14 protein-coding genes and 1 pseudogene are annotated in these 16,263 nt (G+C 60.0%); 5 read left to right on the top strand and 10 right to left on the bottom strand.

Annotation, left to right across the window (positions count from 1 at the left end):
- The first annotated feature begins 84 nt into the window (after positions 1-84).
- Positions 85-633, top strand: coding sequence for a cupin domain-containing protein (locus tag ACZZ0D_RS13440; RefSeq protein WP_053121083.1), 549 nt, complete (start codon positions 85-87; stop codon positions 631-633).
- An 85-nt stretch (positions 634-718) separates the two neighbouring features.
- Here ACZZ0D_RS13440 and ACZZ0D_RS13435 read toward each other — a convergent pair whose 3' ends face one another.
- Both ACZZ0D_RS13435 and ACZZ0D_RS13430 read right to left on the bottom strand, forming a co-directional pair.
- Positions 719-1,150 (bottom strand): hypothetical protein, encoded by a 432-nt coding sequence (locus tag ACZZ0D_RS13435; protein WP_159812434.1) that lies wholly within the window; start codon positions 1,148-1,150, stop codon positions 719-721.
- A 255-nt stretch (positions 1,151-1,405) separates the two neighbouring features.
- Positions 1,406-2,182, bottom strand: coding sequence for an NAD(P)H-dependent oxidoreductase (locus tag ACZZ0D_RS13430; protein ID WP_463553508.1), 777 nt, complete (start codon positions 2,180-2,182; stop codon positions 1,406-1,408).
- A gap of 84 nt (positions 2,183-2,266) precedes the next feature.
- On the opposite strand from ACZZ0D_RS13430, the gene ACZZ0D_RS13425 reads away from it, so the two are divergent.
- Together ACZZ0D_RS13425 and ACZZ0D_RS13420 are read left to right on the top strand one after the other, a co-directional pair.
- The gene (locus tag ACZZ0D_RS13425; protein WP_463553507.1) at positions 2,267-3,160 is read left to right on the top strand and encodes a LysR family transcriptional regulator; all 894 of its coding nucleotides are present in this window, start codon (positions 2,267-2,269) and stop codon (positions 3,158-3,160) included.
- 254 nt (positions 3,161-3,414) lie between these two features.
- A complete protein-coding gene (locus tag ACZZ0D_RS13420) occupies positions 3,415-4,200 on the top strand; it encodes a DeoR/GlpR family DNA-binding transcription regulator (protein WP_463553506.1) in 786 nt (261 codons plus the stop codon).
- Between the two features lie 109 nt (positions 4,201-4,309).
- On the opposite strand, the gene ACZZ0D_RS13415 is transcribed toward ACZZ0D_RS13420, so the two are convergent.
- The 5 genes and pseudogenes from ACZZ0D_RS13415 to ACZZ0D_RS13395 form a co-directional block, all read right to left on the bottom strand.
- Positions 4,310-5,593, bottom strand: a complete 1,284-nt coding sequence (locus ACZZ0D_RS13415; protein WP_400750852.1) for an NAD(P)/FAD-dependent oxidoreductase — start codon at positions 5,591-5,593, stop codon at positions 4,310-4,312.
- Between the two features lie 145 nt (positions 5,594-5,738).
- On the bottom strand, positions 5,739-7,103 hold the full coding sequence (locus tag ACZZ0D_RS13410) for a glutamine synthetase family protein (protein WP_401238987.1): 1,365 nt from the start codon (positions 7,101-7,103) through the stop codon (positions 5,739-5,741).
- 545 nt (positions 7,104-7,648) lie between these two features.
- Positions 7,649-8,545 (bottom strand): LysR family transcriptional regulator, encoded by an 897-nt coding sequence (locus ACZZ0D_RS13405; RefSeq protein ID WP_463553505.1) that lies wholly within the window; start codon positions 8,543-8,545, stop codon positions 7,649-7,651.
- Between the two features lie 343 nt (positions 8,546-8,888).
- Entirely contained in the window at positions 8,889-9,785 is an 897-nt protein-coding gene (locus ACZZ0D_RS13400) for a bestrophin family protein (protein ID WP_463553504.1), read from the bottom strand.
- A gap of 291 nt (positions 9,786-10,076) precedes the next feature.
- A pseudogene (locus tag ACZZ0D_RS13395) lies at positions 10,077-10,929 on the bottom strand (CAP domain-containing protein).
- Between the two features lie 199 nt (positions 10,930-11,128).
- Between ACZZ0D_RS13395 and ACZZ0D_RS13390 the strand changes: the two are divergent.
- Positions 11,129-11,749, top strand: a complete 621-nt coding sequence (locus ACZZ0D_RS13390; protein ID WP_463553503.1) for a cell wall hydrolase — start codon at positions 11,129-11,131, stop codon at positions 11,747-11,749.
- Here the strand turns inward: ACZZ0D_RS13390 and ACZZ0D_RS13385 are convergent.
- Positions 11,746-12,633, bottom strand: coding sequence for a LysR family transcriptional regulator (locus ACZZ0D_RS13385; RefSeq protein ID WP_212549201.1), 888 nt, complete (start codon positions 12,631-12,633; stop codon positions 11,746-11,748). The genes ACZZ0D_RS13390 and ACZZ0D_RS13385 overlap by 4 nt on opposite strands.
- A 103-nt stretch (positions 12,634-12,736) precedes the next feature.
- Between ACZZ0D_RS13385 and ACZZ0D_RS13380 the strand changes: the two genes are divergently transcribed.
- A complete protein-coding gene (locus ACZZ0D_RS13380) occupies positions 12,737-14,149 on the top strand; it encodes an MFS transporter (RefSeq protein WP_463553502.1) in 1,413 nt (470 codons plus the stop codon).
- A gap of 28 nt (positions 14,150-14,177) precedes the next feature.
- Here ACZZ0D_RS13380 and ACZZ0D_RS13375 read toward each other — a convergent pair whose 3' ends face one another.
- Together ACZZ0D_RS13375 and ACZZ0D_RS13370 are read right to left on the bottom strand one after the other, a co-directional pair.
- Positions 14,178-15,593, bottom strand: coding sequence for a heavy metal sensor histidine kinase (locus ACZZ0D_RS13375; RefSeq protein WP_463553501.1), 1,416 nt, complete (start codon positions 15,591-15,593; stop codon positions 14,178-14,180).
- A complete protein-coding gene (locus tag ACZZ0D_RS13370; protein ID WP_159812423.1) occupies positions 15,590-16,261 on the bottom strand; it encodes a heavy metal response regulator transcription factor in 672 nt (223 codons plus the stop codon). Before ACZZ0D_RS13370 ends, ACZZ0D_RS13375 begins: the two co-directional genes overlap by 4 nt.
- Positions 16,262-16,263: the final 2 nt, after the last annotated feature.

Below are 16,263 nucleotides of genomic sequence, written 5' to 3'. Positions count from 1 at the left end.
ACGGGAGCAACGTGATCCGCGCCCTCGGCGCGTCACCCGCCACCCACCCCCATCGCCCTTAAGTCGTTCTCACATAAGGCTGTCATGGATACGGGTTCTCGACTCAAATTAGTACGCGAAAGCTACAAACTCTCCCAGCGCGAGCTGGCCCGGCGTAGCGGCGTGACCAATGCCACCATTTCCCTGATCGAACAGAATCGCGTCAGCCCCTCCGTCAGCTCACTGAAAAAGCTGCTCGAAGGCATCCCGATGTCCCTGGCCGACTTCTTCACCTTCGACCAGCCACCGCGCGAACATCAATACGTCTTCCGCGCCAATGAACAGCCGGATCTCGGCCGTCATGGCCTGCGCCTGCTGCTGATCGGTGCCTCGGTGCCAAGCCGCCAGATGCGTTTGCTGCGCGAGCAATACGCGCCGGGCGCAAGTTCCGGTGAAGAGCCGATCGTGCACGCCGAAGGCGAGGAGTGCGGGCTGGTCACGCGCGGCACTGTCGAGTTGACCGTCGACGGCCAGGTGAGCGTTTTGGGCGCGGGGGATGGTTACTACTTTCCCACCACGTTACCGCACAAGTTCCGCAATATCGGCGCCGATGAAGCCGAGATCATCAGTGCGAACACGCCGGCGAACTTCTAACGCAGTCACTCTGAGCAAACTAAAAACCGCAGCGATGCGGTTTTTTTGTGGGCACAAATCGAGCGATCAAAGTTTCAACGTTTAACTACTTCGCCTTCCACTGCCCGCCGCCATTCTCACAATCAATCCGCGCCTGGGCCAAATGCTCAACGTCGTAGTAATACGTGGTCACTTGCGCATTGTCGGGGATGTTCAGCGCCTTGGCGTTTTTGTCCTTGCTGGTGGAGTGCGGGTTGGCGAGCGATTCCTGAGTGATGGTCGCGATGCACGCGGCCTGATAGTGATCCGCACAGTTTTCCACTTTGTTTTTTGTGCTGCTGAGCATGTCTTTGCTTTCGTTGCTGCACGACCAGTCGATGGCATTCACCGGCATGCCTTCGTATTCGTAGCAGCTATGGGTTTCGATGGCCGGCACCGAGGCGCTGGAAGATTGGGTCTGGACGTCGCAACCCTCGGCCATGACGCAAGTCGGGATGATGGCGAACGTGGCGATCAGCAACAGAAATCGAATGTTCATCGGAATTTCCTCGAAGAGGGCGCCGCGTCTAACGATGAATGGGCGCTTTAGAGTTTCGAGGCAGTCCGGAGGAAGGAGGTTCAATCGGTTTTGCGGGCGATCGGACGCCTGTGGCGAGGGGATTTATCCCCGTTGGGCTGCGAAGCAGCCCCAAAACCATACAACTCGGTCTGTCTGGAAAAATCCGTTTGCAGGGTTTGGCGCTGCTGCGCAGCCCAGCGGGGACAAATACCCTCCAAAGGTTTGCGGCAAACATCAAATAATGTGCGCGGAAAAACCCTGTTGATCGGGCGCGACATCATCCTTCAACGTCAACGCCGGAATCTCGTACTCCCCGGCATTCTGCTGGCGAAACGCAATCGGCCGCGTGCTCCACAATTCATCCAGCCTCCGCCCCAATTCTTCACACGTCTCGGCATACCGCGCCTCATCCATGCGGCTGGTGCGATACACCACGAACGGCGGCACCACTTCAAAACCGGGGTAATACAAAATTCCGTGCTGGATCGGAAACAGCAGATCATCCATCGGGCCGTTGATCCCGCGTGAAGCGTAATGCGACTCCCAGCCGCCGGTGGTGACCATCAACATCGCGCGCTTGCCTTGCATTTTTCCCTCGCCATAACGCTCACCCCAGCGGCTGTCGGAATGTTCGCCAACGCCGTAGGCAAAGCCGTAGGCGTAGACGCGTTCGACCCAGCCTTTGAGGATCGCCGGCATCGAAAACCACCACATCGGGAACTGCAGAATCAGTGTGTCCGCCCACTGCAGTTTTCCCTGTTCGCGAGCGATGTCGGCGGCTTGGCTGCCTTCGGCGTACGCCACTTTGGAGTCCAGGGAGGCGTGGAACGGTTTTGTGGTGTCGCGCTCCGGGGCGTCGTCGGCGTCGAGGGTGGTTTTCCAATTCATCGCGTAGAGATCGGAGACCTGCACGGTGTGGCCGGCGGCTTGCAGGCGCTGGACGCTGAAGTCGCGGAGCGAGCCGTTGAGGGAAGTCGGTTCAGGGTGGGCGTAAACCAGTAATACATTCATGTTGTAGCTCCGTTGGCTGAGAACTGCAGGATCAGCGTTCAAGCGGTATATTGGAAATGAATGTCTGATATGTCTGGTATAGCCATGAATAATTTGAGACGCCTTGATATCAATCTGCTGCTCACCCTCGACGTGTTGCTGTCCGAGCACAACGTCACCCGCGCCGCGCAGCGGCTGAACCTGTCGCAGCCCTCTGTGAGTGTGCATCTGTCCAAGTTGCGCGACATTTTTGGCGACCCGTTGCTGCTGCCCGGGCCGCGCGGGATGCGCCCGACGGTGCGCGCCGATGAATTGCGCGAGCCGTTGCGCGAAGCGTTGGAGGCATTGGAGAGGGCGGTCGCGCCGGCCAGCGCGTTTGATCCGGCGCAGGCGACGCACACCTGGAAAGTCGCTGCCACCGATTACGGTGAAACGACGGTGGTGTTACCGGCGCTCAGCGGATTACGCAAACAGGCACCGGGCACGCGATTGGCCGTGATCGATCTGACGCCTGCGCAGTTGATGAAACAGGCGGAGCAGGGCGTCTTCGACATCGCCCTGCACATCAGCGAAGACGCGCCGCTGGAGTTGCACTCGCGGCCATTGTTCACCGAGCGATATGTACTGGCCGGTCGCATCGGTCATCCGGATTTGCAGCGCGTGCCAACGCGCAAAAAGTTCTGCGCGTTGGAACACGTCCTGGTGTCGCGAGAGGGCGGAGGGTTTTTCGGGGTGACCGACAAGGCGTTGGCCGAGGTCGGTTTGCAACGAAAAGTGGTGCTGTCGGTGCCGCATTTTCTGATGGCGATGTCGGTGCTGGTCAGCACCGATCTGGTGGCGATGCTGCCATCACGCCTGGTGCGCGGCAATCCGGCATTGCAAGTGGTCGACGCACCGCTGGCAGTGCCCGGTTACGAAATGGCGATGTTCTGGGGCGAACGCGCGCATCGCGATCCGGCGCACAAATGGCTGCGCGAGCACCTGTTGGCGTCGGTCTGAGACGCTGTCAGGCGTGACTGAGAGCCACCGCAAACGACACAACGATCATGCATGCGAACGCAAAATTGAGATTCATAAGGTGTTCATCCTGAGCCTTTTAAAGTGGGGCCATTCTGAACAGGCTGAAAGCAAAGAAAAAATTCGCCTTGTTGATTGCAATGATCGAAGTAATTGATACCCGCCGGTTTGTGTTTGCTCGAGGGTTTCGCTAGTCTCGCAGAAACCTGCAACTACAAGCACAAACAGGCATATCCATGCACGATCATTCCGCAGCCGAACTGCCTTCATTGCGCCGGCAAAAAATCCTCCTGCTGCTCGAACGGGACGGCAAAGTCATGGCCTCCGAGTTGAGTCAGCACTTCGCTGTTTCCGAAGACACCATCCGCCGCGACCTCGCCGAGCTGGATAACGCCGGTCTCGTGCAGCGGGTTCACGGTGGAGCGCTACCGCGTCCGAAAGATTCCGGCAAGGATTACTTCACGCGGCTGGATGAGACCGATGAGGTGAAAATCCGTCTGGCGCAACTCGCGGCGCAGCAGGTCGAGGACGGGCAGATTGTGCTGTTTGATTCCGGTTCGACGACGTTGCAGGTCGCTCGATCTCTGCGCCCTGATATTCAGATCACGGCAGTGACGGCTGCGCCGATGACGGCGATTGCGCTGGCGGAATTCAAGGGTGTGAAAGTGATTCTGGCAGGCGGGACATTGAATCCGCGAACGATGTCGGCGGGTGGGCATGAGGCGTTGCGCTTGCTGGCGGGGATCAAGGCGGATCTGGCGATTACCGGCGTCTGCGCGATTCATCCGGAGGTGGGGATTACTTCGCTGCATTTTGATGAAGTGCCGGTGAAGCAGGCGATGCTCGATGGCGCGACGCGGGTGATTGCCGTGACTACGGCGGACAAGTTGGGCGCGGTGGAGCCGTTTGTGGTGGCGGGGTGTGAGCGGTTGCACATGTTGATCACCGAGCGGCATGTGGCGTCGGGGAGTGTTGAGGATTATCGACGGTTGGGGATTGTTGTGGAGCAACTACCAGACTGAAACCACCCCTGTAGGAGCTGCCGAAGGCTGCGATCTTTTGACTTTGATTCTAAAAAACAAGATCAAAAGATCGCAGCCTTCGGCAGCTCCTACAAGGGAAGGTGTTGGTTCAACGCAACTTTTCGAGCATTTGGTAGTACCACATGCCGGCAGCCAGCATCGGGTTCCCGAGCAAATCGCCCATCGGCACACGAATGTGCTGGCACGCCGCAAACGTGTCGAACTGCTCCATCTGCCCGGTGATCGCGCGGCTCATGATTTCGCCCATGATGTGCGTGGTGGCGATGCCGTGCCCGGAGTAGCCCTGGCAATACCAGACGTTGTCCGAGAGTTTGCCCAGTTGCGGGATGCGGTTGATGACGATGCCCATCGCGCAGCTCCACTGGTAATCGATCTGTACGCCTTTGAGCGCCGGGAAGGTTTGCTCGATGCACGGGCGCAGTTCGCCGGCGATGTCGCGTGAATCCTTGCCGCTGTAGTTGGCGCCGCCGCCGAACAGCAAGCGACCGTCGGCGGTGAGGCGGTAGTAATCGAGAACGAAGCGGCAGTCGTAGACCGCGAGGTCTTCGGGGTTGATCTGTTTGGCCAGATCACCGAGCGGCGCGGTGGTGACGATGCCGCCCATGGCCGGGAAAATCTTGCCCTTGAGTTTGCCCGGTTCGAGCTTGTGATAGACGTCACCGGCGAGCATCACTTGCTTGGCGTCGATCTGGCCGTGAGCGGTTCTTATACCAGGCTTATCGCCATGAATGATCTCCAGCACTTCGCTGTTTTCGAAGATCAGCGCGCCGAGACTTTCCGCTGCCCGCGCTTCGCCGATGCACAGGTTGAGCGGGTGCAGGTGCATGTTGCGGGTGTTCTTGATGGCGCCGTGATAGAGGTCGCTTTGCAGCAGATCGCGGACCTGGCTGCGGTCGAGCAGGCTGACTTCATCGCCCAGTCCACGACGCACCGCCTCTTCGTAATCGTTGCGCAGATCGGGCATGTGGCTCGGCTTGTAGGCCGCGTGCAGATGGCCGTGTTTGAGGTCGCACTGAATGGCGTATTTCGCCACGCGTTGCTTGATGATTTCGTGTCCGCGCCAACGCAGGTGCCAGATGAAATCGTCGACGTCATCGCCGAGTTTCGCGCGCATCTGTTTGCGCATCGCGCCATCGCCGGAGAGGCTGCCGGTGACTTGCCCGCCGTTACGTCCGGTGGCGCCCCAGCCGATTTTGTTGCTCTCGACGATGGCGACTTTCAGGCCTTTTTCGGCGAGCTCGACGGCGGTGGCAACGCCAGTGAAACCACCACCGATGATCACCACGTCGACCGTGTGTCGACCTTGCAGGGTCGGGTAGTCGGTGTCCTGGTTGAGGGTGGCGGTGTAATAGGAATTGCAGCGTTCGGTCATGTCAGTGTCCACAATTTTCAAGGTCGGTACGCGATCCCTTGTAGGAGTGAGCCTGCTCGCGAAAGCGGTGTGTCAGGCAAATCATTGTTAACTGACAGGTCGCTATCGCGAGCAGGCTCACTCCTACAGGGGGAGGGGTGAGGCTTTAGGCTTCGGTCAGGTACCAACGCCAATCCTGCTCACCCACTTCAGCCATGAACTGCCGGTACTCGGCACGCTTCACCGCCAGATACACCCCAAGAAACTCCTGCCCCAAGGCATCCCGCGCCCACGCCGATTTTTCCAGTGCCTGCAGCGACGTCAGCCAATCAGTCGGCAGCAATTCCTTCGCCTGCGCATAACCGTTGCCTTCAACCGGTGCGCCCGGATCAAGGTTCTCGCTAATGCCGCGATGAATGCCGGCAAGGATCGCCGCCGCTGCCAGATACGGGTTGGCATCGGCGCCGCAAATGCGGTGTTCGATGTGGCGGGTATTCGCCGGGCCACCCGGTACGCGCAGGCTGACGGTGCGGTTGTCGACGCCCCAGGTCGGCGCCAACGGCGCGTAACTGTTGGCCTGAAAGCGGCGGTACGAGTTGGCGTTCGGGCAGAACATCAACAGCGTGTCGAGCAGCGAAGCGAGCATGCCGCCAATCGCCGTGCGCAGCAGCGGCGTACCGGCCGGGTCTTCGGAGGCGAACAGATTGCGCCCCTCGGCATCCGCCAGACTGACGTGCATGTGCATGCCGGTGCCGGCCAGATCATCGAACGGTTTGGCCATGAACGTCGCTTGCATGCCGTGCTTGTGCGCGACCGCTTTGACCAGACGTTTGTAACGCACGGCCTGATCCATCGCCTCCAGCGCATCGCCGTGTTCGAGGGTGATTTCCACCTGACCCGGGGCGTATTCGGAGATTGCCGTGCGCGCCGGAATGCCGTGCAGTTTGCAGGCGCTGTAGAGGTCGGCGAGGAACGGTTCGATCTGTTCCAGCTCGCGTAAACCGTAGACCTGTGTGTGTCGCGGTCGCCCACCGTCGGCATCCAGTGCCGGTTGCGGACGACCGTTGTGATCGCGTTTGGCGTCGAGCAGATAGAACTCCAGCTCGCAGGCCATCACCGGGTGATAACCCTCGGCTTTGAGGCCGTCGATAACCTTGATCAGCAGGTGACGCGGGTCGGCGATGCTCGCTGGCATGCCTTCCTTCGGGTGCATGCTGACTTGCACGGCGGCGGTCGGAATTTGCCGCCATGGCAGGCGCACCAGGCTGCCTTCCAACGGATAGGCACGGCAGTCGATATCGCCGACGTCCCAGACTAGACCGGAGTTTTCAACGTCTTCACCTTGCACGGTCAGACCGAGGATGGTGCTTGGCAGCGGCCGACCACTTTCGTAAACGGCGAGCAGTTCTTCACGGTGCAACAGCTTGCCGCGCGGTACTCCGTTGGCGTCGAGAATGAACAGCTCGATCATGTCGATATCAGGGTTTTGGTCGAGGAACAGGCGTGCGTCTTCAATCGCTGCGAATTTCATGGCAATCACTCAGAGTTGCGCCGCACAGGCGCGCAGATTCGGGCCAAGAGACGGTAGAGGGCGAAAGCCCAGGTGTCCTGGCAGGGATATCGAAAGAGAAAAGGCCTACACGTTTTTCAAACGTGATCAGGCAGAAACGCAGACATCCGGCGGGCGTGCGGAGTGACGCAACTTGGAACGGCGCAGGGCCATGGGGAGATTGACGATACGATTCATGCGCGGCCCCTATGACAGAGGGCGCACACAGCGGAGACGTTCAACGATTTTAGTTGTTGTAGATACGTACTCATAACGCGTGTTTCCGTTGGCGGAAAACGTCGGTGTCGGGGCTGACCCGTCGACCGGTGTGCCCGGATAGTAAGGGGGAATCCGCGGGCGTGTAAACGATCAATGTGAAATATCTTGAACACTCAAGCCGCAAGGAGAATCTGTGGCGAGGGGATTTATCCCCGTTGGACTGCGCAGCAGGCCCAGATTCTTTTGGGGCTGCTGCGCAGTCCATCGGGGATAAATCCCCTCACCACAAGTTTTGCATTCAATCTTTGTCAGTGCGGCGACTCTTGCTCAAGCATCTTCCGCGCTTCAGCAAAACACTTTTCAGCAATCGCCGAGCGCGGTTCGGTCTTGCGCATCACCATCCCCAACGGTGCGAGCACGTTGGCGTCTGGCAGGGTCATGAACGACAGATGTTCAATCGGCTCCTCCATTCCGCTGTCCAGCGGCATGATTGCGCAGCAGAAACCCTGGTGAATCGCCTGTAACAACTGATAGGTCGAATCACTCTCCATGATCGGCTGCGGACTCAAGCCGCGACTGCGAAAACTCAGGTCGATGGATTTGCGGTAATGCATGCCGGTGGTGATCATGCCCAGCGGCAATTGCGCGGCTTCTTCCCAACTCATCTGGGTGCCTTCGAACTGGAAATGCCGGTTGTCGTAGAGCAATCCGACGCGGGTTTGACCGATCTCGAAGAACTCGAAATAGGTCGGGTTGACGTGATCGAGATAGCACACGCCCAAGTCCAGCTGATTGTTGCCCAGACTGGCGATGATCTCGTCGGAGCTGAGCGAGGACAGGCTGAACGTCAACTCGGGATAAGACCCCGACAATCCCTGAATGTAATCGACCGGATTGAAGCTGCTCAGCGGCACCAGGCCGAGGCGCAAACTGCCGACCAGTTGCCCACGACAGGCTGCGGCTTCGGCGAACAAACCATCATGCGCCGCCAGCAACGTGCGGGCCCAGGCCAGTACGCGCTCGCCAGCCTCGGTGAACCCCTCAAAGCGCTGACCACGGTTGACCAGCACCAGATCCAGCTCCTCTTCGAGATTGCGCAAGCGCATCGACAGGGTCGGCTGAGTGATGTGGCAGCGGGCGGCGGCCTGACCGAAGTGACGGGTTTCGTCCAGTGCGATCAGGAATTTGAGTTGTTTGATGTCCACGACGGCACCTGCTCGATGGGATTTCTGGGTGGAGTATTGACGCAGATGCGTACCGCGCACCAAGGGTGCAGGGCGCGACGATCTCATCTGAGGGCGGATTCGTCCAATCGGAAGTGTTTAAAGGCTTATCGACCGCCGGCAAAGTGGCCGATGCGCAGCGTCTGGCGGACGGCGAACTCTTCAAAACCCTGCAAAAAACACAACTGTAGGAGTGAGCCTGCTCGCGATCGCGGCGAGTCAGGCGACAACGATGTTGGCTGGCAATCCGCTTTCGCGAGCAGGCTCACTCCTACAAGGGTTTTGTGGTGCTCGTCTATATTGGGTTGTTTGGGGAAATTTGGGGTCAGCTCAAGACATAGTCCACAGGCTTAAGCGCGGGCGGCATTTCTGCGCCGAGTTCCCAGAGAATATCGCGCTCCAGCGTGCGCACCAGCGCATCCGTGGGCAGGTCGTTTTCGTCGCGGCCAAACGGGTCTTCCAGCTCATCGGCAATCGCATCGAGGCCGAAAAACGTGTAGCTGACAATCGCCGTGAACAGTGGCGTCAACCAGCCCAACGGTTCGGCCATGGCGAAGGGCAACAGGATGCAGAACAGATAAATCGTGCGATGCAGCAACAGCGTGTAGGGAAACGGCAGCGGCGTGGTTTTGATCCGGTCGCACACCGCCTGCGCTTGGGTGAGGCAGGTCAAGTGATTGGCGAGCAGCATGTAGCGCCACTCCGTCAGCTCACCGTTTTGATGCAAGTCGGAACACTGCTGGCCAACCGTTTGCAGAATTCGTCCGCTGTAGTCGGGCGTCTGCGGATCGGGCTTGGGCATGACCCATTGGCTGCTGGCATCCGCTTCGCTTTCTTTACGTAACCGGGCGTTCAGCGCATGGGCGAAGCCACACAGATTGAGCAGCAAAGGCTTGCGCTCGGCGGAGTCACGGATGACGTGGGTTTCGCGAATGATCGAGCGAATGTGCACGATCACCTCGCCCCACGCCTTGCGCGCTTCGTACCAGCGGTCATAACAGGCGTTGTTGCGAAAACTCATGAAGATCGACAGCGACAAACCGAGCAGCGTAAACGGCGTCGCGCTGACACTGGCGAAATAGCTCGGATGGAGGATTTCCACCAGCACAATGGCCGACGCCAACAGCGTGATCATCAGCGCGCGCAACGCGATGCGTTTGGCGATCGAACCCTTGAGGGTGAACAGAATGGCAATGGGATGAATCTTGGGTCGGACGATCATGCTGTTCTGCCCTGGTTATGCATGGGGGCGTGGCGGATCAACCGGTTGTGCAGCGCCACGCCGATGAGTCTAGTTGGCTGCAATGGCGGCGCAGAATAAGAGCGCCAGAAAGGCGCGTCCAATCAGTTCGAATGACCGGGCGATTGATCAAATTGATGACCCCTGAAACCCCTGTAGGAGCAGAGCTTGCTCGCGAAGGCGTAAATACAGTCAATGCATATTTCGACTGGATAGACGCCTTCGCGAGCAAGCTCTGCTCCTACGGATTTTGCGGTGTTTGAGGACGCGGAGTTACTGCGCGCCGAACATGGCGGTTGCAGTAGATGCCTGCGCTGCTTTTCGGGTCGGTGGCGTAGGCAGCGCCGAGTTCTTTGTATTGTGGGTTCATCAGGTTGGCGCAGTGGCCGGGGCTGGCGATCCAGCCGTCGACGACTTTGCGCACGGTGTCTTGGCCGGCGGCGATGTTTTCGCCGACCAGTTGACCGTTGTAACCGGCCAGTTCAGCGCGGTCGCCGGGGGTGCGGCCGTCGCGATCCTTGTGGTCGAAATAATTGTTGTTGGCCATGTCGCGGCTGTGATCCTGGGAAATCGTGCCCAGCGCAGCGTTCCAGGCCAACGGTGCGGCAGCGGCGAAGGCCTGACCACCGCACTGGCGCGGCTGACTGCGGGCGACGTTGAGTTGCTCCAGCAGTTTTTGCCCTTCACTTTGCGTATCGCCGAGTTTGGCCGACAACAGCGGTCGCGCCAGCACAATGCGCCAATCGCGATCGGCGCGGTTGACGCCGACATCGACGAACTGCGGATCGAGCACCACCTGACAAAAACTCTCCTGAATCGCCTGCATCGCCGACGCCGCATCGCGCGGGCCGTTCAGGGTAATCGCCTGCACATTGACCATCGGGTAACTGGCGCTGGCCATGGCTTGCTGCAAATCAACCGCGCCACTGGCCGGCAGGCGCAAGCGCGGATCGGCCGACAGCGGCGGCAACTCATTGGACGCCTGCGAACCGCAGCGTTGCGGCTGGCTGCGGTAGCTGTTGATCGACTCGATCAGTTGCGATTCATCGCTGGCCAGCGCCGGGATGGCCAACACAACGCCAGTGGACAACGCGGCACAACGCAAAACGAATGGCATGAAGCGCATGGAAATCTCCCTTGAGCTGAATGCGCCCATGATGCGCGAAAGGCCCCCGGTGGGTGCAATGTCTTTTTCTTCATTCGGCGGTTTTTTCTGCGCAACTTTGTCTGGCGTTTTGCCGTCTACACTCACCGAAGACCCCGGGATCCGGGCGTCTCACCCACGCAACACGTTGCCCTTAGCGGGCGCTGCCGGAAGAACTGACATGGGATTGAAAGGCTTGGCTGGCTGTTTGGTTTGCATCCTGTTGGCGGGCTCCGCATGGGCCACCGATCAGGCCCCGATCAAGGCGAAGGCTGAAGAGAAAGCGCAGGTGCTGGAGGAGAAAGCGGCGGACAAAGTCAGCAGCGCACCGGCGCCGAGAGCCGAAGCGATTACCCCGACCGAAGCGCAAGCGGTCGACCCTGCCGGCGCTGCACCGCTAGATGATCCGCTGACCTGCCTGGCGCGCAGTATTTACTGGGAAGCCAAAGGCAAAGACACCCCGGAAATGGAAGCGGTGGCCAGCGTGGTGATGAATCGTCTCGGCCACGAAGGTTTCCCCGACACCGTATGCGCAGTGGTCAAACAGGGATCGGAAACCAAGAGCTGCCAGTTTTCCTGGTGGTGCGATGGCAAGGCTGACCAAGTCAAGGAGGATTCCGAATATGCGCTGGCCAAGGAAATCGCCGGCAAAGCGCTCAACCGGCAACTCCCGGATCGCACCCGCGGTGCGCTGTACTTCCACGACCGCAACGTCCACCCGAGCTGGGCCAAGGAGTACCGCAAAACCGCCGAAACGAAAAAATTCCTCTTCTACAAACCGGCCGGTGGCGACGCGCGTTAGGCGCAGACTTGACGCACACAATCGCGCAACCAGCGGTGTGCCGGATCAGCGTCCATGCGCGGATGCCAGAGCATTGAGACGCTGATCGGCGGCATCTCGAAGGGCAGGGCGAAACTGTGCAGGCCGCTGCGCAGTTTGCTGGTGTGGCGCTCCGGGACAGTGGCGATCAAATCGGATTCGCGCACCAGTGTCAGCGCCGCTGAAAAACCGCCGAACGAGGTGACGATGTCGCGCGTTAGCCCGAGCGCGAATAGCGCTTCGTCTACCGGGCCGCTGCTGCGCCCGCGCCGTGAAATCAGAATGTGCTCGCCACCGGCAAAACGCTTGCTGCTGACTTTTCCCGAACTCAAGGGATGCCCCTCACGCACCACACCGATCCAGTGATCCTGAAACAGAATGCGGCTGTGCAGCGTCGGGTCGGTGCTGTCGTCGATCACGCCGGTTTCCAGATCGACGCGGCCCTCGCGCAGCGGCGTGCTGTCCTTGTCGGCCTTCTGCACAAAGCGCAGGCGCACGCCGGGCGCTTCTTCAACGATGCGTGCGAGCAGGGCGGCGGCGAAGGTTTCGACAAAACCGTCGGTGTTGCGCAGGGTAAAGGTGCGTTGTAAACGGCTTGGGTCGAGCACCTCGGCAGGGCGCAAAACCGCCTCGGCTTCCTGCACCAGATGACTGACGCGTTCGCGTAATTCCAACGCACGCGGCGTCGGCACCAGACCGCGACCGGCCCGCACCAGCAGCGGATCGCCGGTGGTCTCGCGCAGACGGGCCAGGGCGCGACTCATCGCCGAAGGACTCAATCGCAGGCACTTGGCCGCGCGGGCGACGCTGCCTTCACGCAGCAGCACGTCGAGGGTGATCAACAGGTTCAGATCGGGTGCGGACATGACATGGCGTTCCATGCAGGTATCGAGTGCAAAGCATGCGTCTTGTGCCTTGTATTGTCGAGGCTCAGGCTATGCAGCATCACCTCTGCCAAGTGAACGCACGATGCCCCGAGAACCCCTGAACACTTCAGCCCGCTGGGCGCTGACCAGTCTGGCCCTGTCGATGTTGATGCCGTCGCTGGACACCAGCATTGCCAATGCCGGCTTACCGATGCTGGCGGCGGCGTTTGATGCGACGTTCCAACAGGTGCAGTGGATCGTTCTGGCTTACCTGTTGACAGTCACCACGCTGATTGTCAGCGTCGGGCGGCTGGGCGACGGCATCGGTCGGCGCCGATTGCTATTGATCGGCATCGGCATTTTCACCGCTGCCTCGTTGTGTTGTGCGTTGGCACCGGGACTGGGTTGGTTGATCGGCGCGCGAGCGGTGCAAGGCGTTGGCGCGGCGATCATGTTTGCCTTGACGGTCGCGTTGGTGGCCGATGCGGTGCCGAAGTCACGGGCGGGCAGTGCGATGGGTTTGTTGGCGACCATGTCAGCGACCGGCACCACCCTTGGGCCGTCGCTGGGCGGATTGTTGATGGCGCATCTCGGCTGGCATTCGATTTTTCTGCTCAACGTACCGCTGGGTTTGCTCAATGCGTGGTTGGTGTTCCGCTATCTGCCGGCAGATCGAGCGATCAGCACGCGGGTTGCCTTTGATTATTTCGGCACCGGGGTGCTGGTGTTGACGCTGGCGGCTTATGCGCTGGCGATGACGCTGACAGGCCTGGCCCTGCCGTTGTTACTGGTCAGCGCGTGCGGCGCGGGGCTGTTTGTTTTTATCGAGATGAGGGTGAAGGCGCCGCTTATTCGCTTGTCGCTGTTTGCCGACCGGCGATTGAGCAGCAGCCTCTTGCTGACGTTATTGGTGACTACCGTGATGATGACCACATTGGTAGTTGGGCCGTTTTACTTGAGCCGAGGTTTGGGTTTGAGCAGCGCCATGGTTGGACTGGTGTTGTCGGTCGGGCCGTTGTTGGCGGCGTTTGGCGGTGTGCCGGCCGGGCGTCTGGTGGATCGCTTTGGCGCGCGCCGGATCGTGCCGGGTGCGTTGCTGGGATTGGCTTGTGGTTGTGGACTGTTGGCGTCGTTGCCGATGAGCCTTGGCGTGTTCGCGTACGTGTTGCCGATTGTAATGGTTGCGGTCAGCTATGCGTTGTTTCAGGCGGCCAATAACACCGGGTTGATGGCCGGCGTGAGTCAGGATCAGCGCGGGGTAGTCTCGGCGCTGTTGGGGCTGGCGCGCAATCTGGGCTTGATCACCGGGGCGGCGGTGATGGGCGCGGTGTTTGCACTGGCGGCGGGGGATCCAACTGAAGCGCCGGCGGCAGCGATTGCCAGTGGTTTACACATCACCTTCGCGGTCGCCACGGCCCTCATGCTGACAACCCTGATCATCAGTCGAACCGCGGTCAAATGTAGGAGTGAGCCTGCTCGCGATAGCGGTATATCAGTCAATGAAGAGATAGGCTGAACCACCGCTATCGCGAGCAGGCTCACTCCTACAGGGGATTTGTGTTGGTTTGTCGGGCAGGGAAGAACAGTTCGAAGCAGGTCACGCCATCCGCACTGTTGGCGCTATACCGGCCCTGATGCAACTGCATGATCGTCGCAACAATCGACAGGCCCAAACCGTTCGATTGCGCTGAACGCTCGCGAGACTGATCCACGCGATAAAAGCGCTCAAACAACCGCGCCAGATGCTCAGGCGCAATGGTCGCGCCGTGGTTGCGCACCCGCAGATAACTGCCCTCAGGCTCAGCGATCGCTTCAACCTGCACTGTCGAATCCGCCGCACCGTACTTGATCGCATTCGCGCAAAGGTTCGCCAGCGCCCGCCGCAGCAACATCGGCTCGGCCCAGATCACACCGCTGCCACGCGCTTCAATGCACACGCCCACATCCGCCGCCAACCCTTCAAAATAATCAGCAATGCGCTGCATCTCGTCCGCCGCATCCAGCTCCTGACGATGGCTCAGCGCACTCGCCGGATCAGTGCGCGCAAGAAACAGCATGTTGTCGAGCATCCGCGTCAGCCGTTCCAGCTCTTCGACATTGGAGGCGAGCAACTGTTGATAGGCTTCGATGCTGCGGTTCTGATGCAGGGCGACTTGAGTTTCGCCGAGCAGATTATTGATCGGCGTACGCAGTTCGTGAGCCATGTCGGTGGACACCTGACTCAACTGCGCAAAACCTTTGGCGAGGCGATCGAGCATGGCGTTGAACGCATCGATCATCGGCAGCAATTCCCGTGGCGCGCCCAGGCTGTCTAGGCGTTCGCCGAGATTGCCGACACCGATGCCATGGGCGTGTTTGGCCATTCGGCGTAACGGCAGCAAACCGCGATACACCAGCAAACAGCCGATCACCGCGAGCAGCAGCGCCGCCAACGTCGCCAGGCCATAAACGCTCAAACGATAATTGGCGAGCATCGCCGTGCGTTCGCTCATCAGCCGTCCGGTTGTGACTTGCAGATTACCCAGTTCACCAGAGTCGATCGCCGCCGCCACTGCCGAAAACGGTACGCCGTCGACGTTCGGCAGATGCTGTACATCGTTCAGCGTCATCGTGTGATTGATCGGCACCGCTGGCAATGTCGGCGTGGTCAAGTTGCCCGGATTGACCACCAGCAATGGCGGTTCACCCGGCGCGCCGATGGTCAGCAGTGCCTCGCGGTTGCCGAGCATGTTCTGGAACAGCGCCGGTTTGTTCTTGATCAGCTCGAGGGTGTTGCTGTCGTTAAGGAAGGTGCGCAACTGGTCGACGCGGCTGACCAGCGAAATGTCGTCGCGGCGAATCAGCTGTTCTTCCAGCTCGCTGTACAGCGCCGCGCCGAGCCCGGCCAGCGACGCGAAGGCGAGCAGGGCGAACACCAGCGCCAGGCGCAGGGTCAGGGAATAAGCCCGTTTCGCGCTCATGGCTGCGTGTCGAAACGGTAGCCGATGCCGCGCACGCTGTGGATCAGCTTGAGCTGGAACGGGTCATCGATTTTCGCCCGTAAGCGGCGTACGGCGACGTCGACCACGTTGGTGTCGCTGTCGAAATTCATGTCCCACACCCGCGACGCGATCAGCGATCGCGCGAGCACTTGCCCGGTGTGCGTGGCGAACAGTTGCAGCAGGGCGAACTCTTTATTGGTCAGGGTGATGCGCACTCCGCCGCGGCTTACGCGGCGTTTGAGCACGTCGATTTGCAGGTCGGCGACTTGCAGTTGTTCATCTTCATGAATCGGCCCGCGCCGGGTCAGGGTGCGCAGACGCGCCACCAGTTCGGCGAAGGAAAACGGTTTGATCAGGTAATCGTCCGCGCCCAGTTCGAGGCCTTTGACGCGGTCGGCGATGTCGTCGCGGGCAGTCAGGAACAGCACCGGCGTGTCGGCTTCCTTGCGTAGTCGGCGCAGGACTTCCCAACCATCCATTTTCGGCATCATCACATCGAGCACGATCACGTCGAAGCTGTGCTCCAGCGCCAGGTGCAAACCGTCGGCGCCGTTGCGCGCCAGGCTTACGCTGTAGCCGAGTTCCTGCAAACCGTTGAGCAGGTAATTGCCGGCCTTGGGTTCGTCTTCGACAACCAGAATATTCATCG

It is taken from the genome of Pseudomonas sp. AC193, assembly GCF_979258075.1.
Note: the sequence above shows the minus strand (reverse complement) of the source record. Positions and strands in the feature narration are given on the sequence as shown.

What these genes read in the sequence shown, in the direction of transcription:
- ACZZ0D_RS13440 (WP_053121083.1), top strand. Translation starts at nt 85, where the DNA reads ATGGATACGGGTTCTCGACTCAAATTAGTACGCGAAAGCTACAAACTC.
- ACZZ0D_RS13435 (WP_159812434.1), bottom strand. Translation starts at nt 1,150, where the DNA reads ATGAACATTCGATTTCTGTTGCTGATCGCCACGTTCGCCATCATCCCG.
- ACZZ0D_RS13430 (WP_463553508.1), bottom strand. Translation starts at nt 2,182, where the DNA reads ATGAATGTATTACTGGTTTACGCCCACCCTGAACCGACTTCCCTCAAC.
- ACZZ0D_RS13425 (WP_463553507.1), top strand. Translation starts at nt 2,267, where the DNA reads ATGAATAATTTGAGACGCCTTGATATCAATCTGCTGCTCACCCTCGAC.
- ACZZ0D_RS13420 (WP_463553506.1), top strand. Translation starts at nt 3,415, where the DNA reads ATGCACGATCATTCCGCAGCCGAACTGCCTTCATTGCGCCGGCAAAAA.
- ACZZ0D_RS13415 (WP_400750852.1), bottom strand. Translation starts at nt 5,593, where the DNA reads ATGACCGAACGCTGCAATTCCTATTACACCGCCACCCTCAACCAGGAC.
- ACZZ0D_RS13410 (WP_401238987.1), bottom strand. Translation starts at nt 7,103, where the DNA reads ATGAAATTCGCAGCGATTGAAGACGCACGCCTGTTCCTCGACCAAAAC.
- ACZZ0D_RS13400 (WP_463553504.1), bottom strand. Translation starts at nt 9,785, where the DNA reads ATGATCGTCCGACCCAAGATTCATCCCATTGCCATTCTGTTCACCCTC.
- ACZZ0D_RS13390 (WP_463553503.1), top strand. Translation starts at nt 11,129, where the DNA reads ATGGGATTGAAAGGCTTGGCTGGCTGTTTGGTTTGCATCCTGTTGGCG.
- ACZZ0D_RS13385 (WP_212549201.1), bottom strand. Translation starts at nt 12,633, where the DNA reads ATGTCCGCACCCGATCTGAACCTGTTGATCACCCTCGACGTGCTGCTG.
- ACZZ0D_RS13380 (WP_463553502.1), top strand. Translation starts at nt 12,737, where the DNA reads ATGCCCCGAGAACCCCTGAACACTTCAGCCCGCTGGGCGCTGACCAGT.
- ACZZ0D_RS13375 (WP_463553501.1), bottom strand. Translation starts at nt 15,593, where the DNA reads ATGAGCGCGAAACGGGCTTATTCCCTGACCCTGCGCCTGGCGCTGGTG.
- ACZZ0D_RS13370 (WP_159812423.1), bottom strand. Translation starts at nt 16,261, where the DNA reads ATGAATATTCTGGTTGTCGAAGACGAACCCAAGGCCGGCAATTACCTG.